This is a genomic window from Pseudogracilibacillus sp. SO30301A (assembly GCF_037072025.1).
GTDB lineage: Bacteria > Bacillota > Bacilli > Bacillales > Amphibacillaceae > Pseudogracilibacillus.
In genome coordinates this window covers 1-8,321 of sequence record NZ_JAXHDD010000094.1, presented here as the reverse complement: position 1 = coordinate 8,321, position 8,321 = coordinate 1, and the positions used below count along the sequence as shown (strand labels likewise).

Genomic DNA, 8,321 nt, shown 5'->3' with positions numbered 1-8,321 from the left:
TTTCAAAATAATATACTTAAGTTTCGCACCTTGAAAATCCAATAAATAAAGCCCTTTTCAACAGAGGAAAAGGGCAGTTAAAACCCACATGAACACTGGACTTTTGGTATAATTAAGGTACCCATCCAAAACAACCAAAAAGGACGTGTTATCATGCGGAAAAAAGCTAAAGAAATCGAAAATGTATTTCAATCTCATGGATTTTCGATTGATTCTATTATACAAGATGTGATGAGAAAGTTCAATTTTCGTTCTCTTTGTCATCGTATTTATTGGATTTAAAAAGGATCAGGGGTATTCTATTACCGATATTTTGGCTTTAATGGTGTTGTTTCCACTCATGTTTATTACTAGTGTCAACGCATTATACAAGAGTAATTATGAAAGTTTGAAAGAAATGCAGAAGGATACTTTTTATCGTGTGAAAAATAACGAACGCCTCCCTTGGCGAAGTCTTCTTTTAAATGTATCAAAACGATTTCAGGAACTGGTTAATCCTGAAAAGGAAGTGAAGCAAAATTCTGCTTTTATTTTTGACGACACAATAGATGCACGTACAGGGAAAAAGATTGAAAACATTTCTTATGTTCATGATCATGTTGCTGGCAGAAAAGGGAGAAGCACGCTTGGTTTTAAGAATCTGACGATGGGTCTTTTTGATGGCACCAGCTTTACTCCACTTGATTTCAGTCTTCATTCGGAAAAGATGCATAAAAGAAAATATCGGAAAAAGCAATATAAGAAGGAAAGAGATTCGAAAACAAATGGAGCGAAACGCATAAAGGAATGTAATGTAGACAAAATCATCAATTCCTTCGCATGCTTAAAAGGGCTGTAAAACACGGATTCAAGGCTAAATATGTTTTTAGTGAACAGCTGGTTTCCAAGCAAAGACTTTATATCCGCTGTAAGAGAAATCAGAGATGGGGTCATGCACGTTATTTGTGCAATGAGAAAAGATAAAAGGCTATACGAATATAACGGAGAAGAAATGAATGCAAAAGCGCTTTTAAAAGTGCTTAAAAAAGAGAGGAAAGAAAAGCGTTGCCGCAAAAGAAACGTACGTTATTTTGAGGTAGTAGTCTACTATCCTGGTATTGACGAAACGGCCAAACTGTATTTTTGCCGTTTCCCCTATCAAAAGGATTGGAAAGTCTATCTTTCTACAGATGAATCCCTGTCACTGCTCCAGATGCTTGAAATCTATTCCATTCGTGGTTTATCGAAGTTTTTTTCAAGGAATCCAAACAGTTGCTTCGCCTGGGAAAATGCCAATCCCAAAATTTTGATGCACAAATAGCTCATGTCACAACGATCTATATTCTATATGTCTTTTTATCTTATTTTCGCAGAATAAATGACTATGAAACGCTAGGTGGACTCTTTGCAGAAATGAAAGTGAAATGGCACAAAAGAATATTGCAGAACAGTTATGGAGTATGTTTGATGAACTTTTGGATATTGTCATTACGGCAATTGCTGAATCTGGACCCGTTGATATTAAAACTTTTAAAGAATCACTAGAATACAAATATCTGGCGGAACAATTCGAAGCGTCTTTTTTGCGAAATCAGTTGTTTGAAGGAGATAAAGTTGCTTAATTGCTCAAAATGGAATAGAAGGAAAACGCAGTAATAGTAAGGGGTTCAGTACAAAACAGCATCTGAAAACCCCTCTGTTTTGGGGTGCGAAACTTAAGTTATTAAATTCTACCCCTATCCAATAATCCCATCTCAATATTTATCCCATACTCGCCAATCATAACCAGGACTTTCTTTTAATAACTGATGATCCTGCACTAATTCTGTTAGGTTACAAAAATTGCTGACAAAAACCGCCAAATCATATTCCTAGTTTTTATACTTTACGATATCACGCATTCTGAATTGAGTTAAATGATCAAATTTTAACAAGTTTCCATTCATTATTTATTTCAGTTCATTTTTTTACCCAAAGAATTCCTATCCCCCTGAATAAGACTTGGAATTATCAACGGAACCAAGTACATCTTAGCCTACAAAACCACTTATTATAGAATCGATAATCAATTTCCTAATTTCATAAATCATTTTTCATTAAAATTAATTCTAAACAATATCTAATGAAAATTCTAAATCTGCCTCTAAGTGTAATCGCATCAAATCAGACGCTTTTTCAGAATTTCTTTCTGCTATTGCCTGTTTAATTTGTTGATGCTCATCAATTAAAAAAGGCCTTTTATTAAAGACTACAGCCCGACTGAACAGATAAATGATTGATTCCATTTTTTGAACAGTGTCGATCATTATAGGATTGCGACTTTCCCGGACGATGATATCATGAAACTTTTTATTCGCTTTTACAATCTCCTTTGAATCTCCTTTTCTGGCAATATCAATACAGTGTTGGAGATTCTCTATATCTGTATCTACCATATAATTCGCTGCCATTTGTGCTGCATAACATTCAATCAGAATACGCATTTGAAATAAATGACGCAAATCTGATTCAGTTGGTTTGTACACCACATTTTTTTTAATTAAACCTTCCTGTTTTAATCGCTGGACTGCTTCTCTAACGGGCGTCCTACTTACACCGAATTCCTCTGCAAGTTTTGTCTCTATCAATTTTGTTCCACTTTCATACTTTCCATTAATAATATTCTCTCTAATTATTTCATAAATTTTAGATTGGACAGTTCTATTTTTCCTGTTCATACATTTGTTCCTCCACTTAACTTCATTTACAAATATTATACAATATTCTATGTTTTTTATATAAAAAATTAATTTTTGTATACATTTTAATAAAAGATGTATACAAAACTGAAAATTTAATATAGAATCATTTGTACATTATTAATCTAACTAAAAAAGGAGCATTATTATGGAGATAGGATTTATAGGTTTGGGCATTATGGGAAAACCTATGGTGTTAAATTTACTTCATGCAACATATGAGGTTAAAGTTTATGACATTAAATCAGAAACATTAGAAGAGGTGGTTAGCAATGGGGCCACATTAGCTTCTTCACCAATGGATGTCGCTTATGAAAGCGACATCATTTTCCTCGCACTTCCGAATGGATCCATAGTTAACGAAGTTTTATTTGGAAAGGACGGAATAACACGAACAATTAAAAAAGGGGCTATCGTAATAGATATGAGTTCGATAGCACCAAAGGATTCCATTTCATTTGCAAAACAATTATCTAAAAAAGGTATTTATTACTTAGATGCACCAATAAGTGGAGGAGAACCGAAGGCAAAAGATGGATCTTTATCCATCATGGTCGGAGGAGATGAAGGCGCTTTAAATCAAGTTATGACTTTGCTAGAAGTAATGGGTAAAGAAATTACTTACGTTGGAAAAAGTGGAAGCGGCTCAACAACAAAATTGGCTAACCAAATAATTGTAAATGTAACGATTGCAGCTATTGCTGAAGCAACAGTATTATGTGCTAAAGCTGGAGTTGATATAGAGAAAATGTACCAAGCTATTCGAAGTGGTCTCGCCGGAAGTACTCTATTAGAGGCAAAAATGCCAATGATACTTGAAAGAAATTTTACTGCGGGAGGGCGAATCGATATTAATTTAAAAGATTTAAATAATGTATTTGACACAGGAAATGAACTAAATGTGTCACTTCCGCTAACAACAAACGTCATAGAAATGTTTACTCAGTTAAGTAATGAAAATAAATCTTCACATGATCATATCGGCTTAATTCAGTATTATGAAAAACTAGCAAACTATATAGTGGAATGAAGGAGTGTAAGAATTGATACATGATCGGTTAAATAATCTACCCGAATATGATGATCAAATAAATCAATTATGGGACGAAACATACAAAACATTTACACATAAAATTATTGTATTAGATGACGATCCCACAGGTGTGCAGACAGTTCATGGAGTTCCAGTATATACAGAGTGGAGCCAAGATACCATAGAAGCTATATTTCAAGATTCACATCAAATGGTATTTATACTTACTAATTCAAGATCTTTTACAAAAGAAAAGACAGAGCAAGAACATAGAAAAATTGCTGAAAGAATTGGTAATGTTTCTGATGAAAATGGACAGCCTTACCTCTTAATCAGCAGGGGCGACTCAACGTTGAGAGGACATTACCCCCTCGAAACAGCTGTACTGAAAAATGGGCTCGAGGATCATTCAACAATAAAAATAGATGGCGAAATCATTAGTCCATTTTTCCAAGAGGGTGGACGCATAACCATAAATGATAAACATTATTTGACAGAAAATAATTCGTATATTCCTGTTGGGAAAACTGAATTTGCAGAAGATAGAATATTCAGCTTCGAAAATAGTAATTTAAAAAATTGGATTGAAGAAAAAACAAAAGGAGAATTTAAAGCAGATTCAGTAACATCCATATCCATCGAAGAATTACGAAAATTAGATATAACCAAAATGATGAATAAATTAGAAGCTTTAAATTATTTTAATAAACTTATTGTAAATGCTGTAACAGAAGAAGACATCAAAGCATTTTGCATCGCACTATTGAAAGTCATAAATAAAAATAATAAACATTTTTTATTTCGGACTGCTGCTTCATTTACTAAAGTTATTGGTAATATTTCAAACAAACCATATTTAACTAAAAAAGAACTGCTAAAAGAAACGAATTCTCATGGAGGGCTCATCATAGTTGGTTCCCATGTTCAAAAAACATCAGAGCAATTAAATAAGTTGAAAGAATTAAATAATATTCATTTTTTCGAATTTAATTGTGAAGTGGCTCATGACTCTCAACTTCTGCAACAAGAAAAAGAAACTATTCAATCGCAAGCTAATGATTTAATTTTAAATGGCCATACAGTTTGTATATATACCTCTCGGAAAAAAATTAATTTTGAACATAATCAAAAAGATAAAGAGATACAATTTTCATTAAAAATTTCACAAGCACTTACAAGTTTTGTATCAAATTGTAAATATAAACCTAACTATGTTGTTGCAAAAGGAGGGATTACATCAAGCGATGTAGGTACAATTGGCTTAGCAGTTAAAAGAGCGGAGGTGATGGGTCAAATTATCCCTGGGGTCCCTGTTTGGAAAACTGGAAACGATAGTAGATTTCCAAATATCCCGTACATTATTTTTCCAGGAAATGTAGGATCGGATGAAGCATTAAAGCAGGTTATTCAACTTTTAGAAAGTTAATTTTTTTAAAAGTTCAAAATACAATTGGAGGTTTTATAATGGTCACAGGAAATATGCTTATTTTAATTTTCTTACTTGCAATTGCTTTGCTGTTTTTATTAATTATAAAATTTAAATGGGAACCTTTTTTAGCATTAATTAGTGTTTCAATATTAGTAGGTATTTTCTCGGGTATTCCACTGACTGAAATTCCAATTATCATTACTGGGGGATTTGGGGATTCGTTAGCTGGAGTCGGTTTACTAATAGGGCTGGGTATTATGATCGGTCAATTATTAGGAGCTTCCGGAGCTATTGAGAGAATTGGGCACTCATTATTAAAATTATTCGGAGCTAAAAGAGCCCACACTGCTGTCGCATATACGGGAGCGCTCGTTTCAATTCCAGTATTTTTTGATGCAGCATTTATTATTTTGATCAACTTAATTAGAAATTTATCTAAACAAGCAAAAATTTCAATGGTAACGCTCACTACGGCACTTTCTGTAGGATTAATTGTTACTCATGGTGTTGTTCCACCAACACCTGGTCCTTTAATTGTTGCGGATAATACAAATGCTGATTTAGGATTCTTTATTTTATACGGTCTGCTCGTTTCTATCCCAGCAGTTTTAGTAGCAGGTGTATTCTATGGAAAATGGATAGGAAGAGATAAACCGATCTATTCCAATGACAATATAAAAATAGAAAAACATACAAAAGAAACGAGCTATCAAGAGGGCCGAAAAGAAATTAGCACTGGATTATCGTTTGGATTATTGCTTTTACCAATTGTCCTAATTGTATGTGGTGCTATTCTCGAATTATCCAATTTTGATAACACTTTTGTGAATATTATTTTATTTATCGGAGAAAAGAACACCGCACTATTCATTAGTTTACTAGTCACAGCATATATGCTACGTCCATATTTAACCGAAAAGCCGAGCGAATTATATAAAGAAGCTATTGCTTCTGGAGGCTTAATTATTTTAATTAGTGGAGCAGGTGGAGGATTTGGAGCAATATTAAATAATAGTGGAATGGGTGAATATCTTGTTGAAGTGATGACTGGGTGGAGTATGCCGATTTTATTATTAGCGTTTCTATTCTCTCAAATTTTGCGGGCAACCTTAGGAAACACAACCCTTGCGTTAATTACTGCATCTACAGTATTAGGACCGATGGCAACTGATTTAGGAGCTTCCCCTTTACTACTTGGGCTAGCCATTTGTGCTGGGGGTATCGGGCTTTCCTTACCAAATGACTCAGGTTTTTGGGTTGTCAGCAGATTTGCAAACTTGTCCGTGCAAGATACTCTAAAAACATGGACAGTCGGAGGGACAATTGCTGGTGTTACAGTACTACTAATGGTTTATGTGTTAAGTTTATTTCAAGGTATCTTACCAGGTATTTGATTAGTAAATCAAAATGAAGGAAGTGTTTTATTTTGAAAGCTATTATTAAAGAATATTTACGTCTAAAGGATATAGGAGTATCTGAAGAAATCTTGGAAGAGATAAACATTCGTTGGAAAAACTATCATACAATGAAAAAGAAATTAAATAAACTTCCAGACGGAACAAAAGAAATTGCTCTCAGAAATATTCCGGAAGGGGATAGAAAATGACATACGATTTTATCACCAAATTTGTTGGACAACTGGCACCTCTAATTCGTCAAAAGAAGCTTTCATCCTTAGAATTAACGAAAGCAATTTTGGAACAGTCTTATCGGTTAAATGATCAAATAAATGCTTATATAAATATAGACGAAGAAAAAGCTATAAATATGGCTAAGAACGCCGATAAAGAAATTGCATATGGCAATTATCGTGGTGTGTATCATGGGATTCCAGTAGGCATAAAAGACAATATTTATGTTAAAAATGAACTAACCACAATGGGGTCTAAGATTCATAAGGATTTTAAACCTGCTTATAATGCAACCGTTATCAACAAACTAAAGAAAGCTGGAGCCGTTTTTACCGGTAAATTAAATATGCACGAATATGCTCATGGACCGACTAATAATAATCCACATTTTGGGGCTACCAAAAATCCATGGAATAAAAAAAGAATTCCAGGGAGTTCTAGCGGTGGATCAGGTGCAGCTGTAGCAGCAGGTATGTCTATTGCTGCATTAGGAACGGATTCTGGAGGATCCATTCGAATTCCTGCATCTGCTTGTGGAATCGTCGGCATAAAGCCGACTCATGGTAGAGTCAGTAAACATGGTGTTTTTCCGCTTGCTTGGTCACTAGACCATATTGGGCCAATGACTAAAACCGTTCAGGATGCTGCGGCTATGTTACAGATAATCTCTGGATATGACCCATTAGACTATTCTTCTATCAAATACCAAGCTGACTATAATCTAGATGAGTTAGATAAAGCCGTCAACGACATGGTAATTGGCATTAATGAGAACTACTTCTTCAATAAAGTAGATTCTCAAGTAGCTGACTTAGTTAAAAAACAAGTGGACACGCTAGTTGAGCAAGGAGCAAAAGTGAAGTTAATAAAACTACCAGCACTTGAGTATGCAGAATTCGCTATTTTAACTACCCTTATAACGGAACCTAGTGCAGTGCATCATGAGAATATTCAAAGTAGACCAGAAGATTTTGGGAAAGACCTGCGGATCTTATTAAAATTAGGTGAACTCCATTCGGCTGTAGATTACTTACAAGCTCAACAATATAGAAAATTAATCAAAGATGACTTTCAAAAAGCATTTGAGGAAATTGATGTATTAATTACACCAACGATTCCCTTTATCCCTCCTTTTATTGGAGACAATTTTTCTTTCGTCGATGGGGAAAAAGTCGATTTAAATGATGAAGTTATCCGTTTTACCGGGCCTGGAAACTTAACTGGCTTACCGGCGTTATCTCTCCCTTGTGGAAGAGTCGCCGGAATGCCAGTAGGTCTTCAAATTATTGGGAACGCCTTTCGTGAGGATCAGGTATTAACAATCGGCAATGCGATTGAAAGAAATGTCGAGTTTCAAAAAGAAACACTTAAAATGGTTAACAGCCTTTAATACTTACAGGAACAAATAGAACAAATAATGAGTGCTATTTTAATATAGTACTCATTATTAAGTTTATCGGCTACTTATACTAAAAAAAGTTGGTTCAGTAACAATTAATGGGTAACATAAT

6 protein-coding genes and 1 pseudogene are annotated in these 8,321 nt (G+C 34.3%); 6 read left to right on the top strand and 1 reads right to left on the bottom strand.

All coding sequences use genetic code 11. The features are described 5' to 3' along the window. Nucleotides 1-153 precede the first annotated feature (153 nt). A pseudogene (locus tag SPD89_RS23320) lies at nucleotides 154-1,601 on the top strand (IS4 family transposase). Between the two features lie 486 nt (nucleotides 1,602-2,087). Here SPD89_RS23320 and SPD89_RS22030 read toward each other — a convergent pair. Then, complete coding sequence (locus SPD89_RS22030; protein ID WP_336264086.1) at nucleotides 2,088-2,696, bottom strand: GntR family transcriptional regulator; 609 nt, start codon at nucleotides 2,694-2,696, stop codon at nucleotides 2,088-2,090. 169 nt (nucleotides 2,697-2,865) lie between these two features. Here SPD89_RS22030 and garR point away from each other — a divergent pair, with 169 nt between their 5' ends. The 5 genes from garR to SPD89_RS22005 are packed head-to-tail and all read left to right on the top strand — an operon-like array spanning nucleotide 2,866 to nucleotide 8,200. Next, nucleotides 2,866-3,747 (top strand): 2-hydroxy-3-oxopropionate reductase, encoded by an 882-nt coding sequence (gene garR / locus SPD89_RS22025; RefSeq protein WP_336264085.1) that lies wholly within the window; start codon nucleotides 2,866-2,868, stop codon nucleotides 3,745-3,747. Nucleotides 3,748-3,760: 13 nt separating this feature from the next. Beyond that, entirely contained in the window at nucleotides 3,761-5,176 is a 1,416-nt protein-coding gene (locus SPD89_RS22020; protein ID WP_336264084.1) for a four-carbon acid sugar kinase family protein, read from the top strand. Between the two features lie 38 nt (nucleotides 5,177-5,214). Further along, nucleotides 5,215-6,573 carry a GntP family permease gene (locus tag SPD89_RS22015; protein WP_336264083.1) on the top strand — a complete coding sequence of 453 codons (1,359 nt, stop codon included), beginning with the start codon at nucleotides 5,215-5,217 and terminating at the stop codon, nucleotides 6,571-6,573. A 32-nt stretch (nucleotides 6,574-6,605) separates the two neighbouring features. Further along, the gene (locus SPD89_RS22010) at nucleotides 6,606-6,785 is read left to right on the top strand and encodes a hypothetical protein (RefSeq protein WP_336264082.1); all 180 of its coding nucleotides are present in this window, start codon (nucleotides 6,606-6,608) and stop codon (nucleotides 6,783-6,785) included. Continuing rightward, a complete protein-coding gene (locus SPD89_RS22005) occupies nucleotides 6,782-8,200 on the top strand; it encodes an amidase (protein ID WP_336264081.1) in 1,419 nt (472 codons plus the stop codon). The genes SPD89_RS22010 and SPD89_RS22005 overlap by 4 nt, the downstream gene beginning before the upstream one ends. Nucleotides 8,201-8,321: the final 121 nt, after the last annotated feature.

What these genes read in the sequence shown, in the direction of transcription:
- SPD89_RS22030 (WP_336264086.1), bottom strand. Translation starts at nt 2,696, where the DNA reads ATGAACAGGAAAAATAGAACTGTCCAATCTAAAATTTATGAAATAATT.
- SPD89_RS22015 (WP_336264083.1), top strand. Translation starts at nt 5,215, where the DNA reads ATGGTCACAGGAAATATGCTTATTTTAATTTTCTTACTTGCAATTGCT.
- garR (WP_336264085.1), top strand. Translation starts at nt 2,866, where the DNA reads ATGGAGATAGGATTTATAGGTTTGGGCATTATGGGAAAACCTATGGTG.
- SPD89_RS22005 (WP_336264081.1), top strand. Translation starts at nt 6,782, where the DNA reads ATGACATACGATTTTATCACCAAATTTGTTGGACAACTGGCACCTCTA.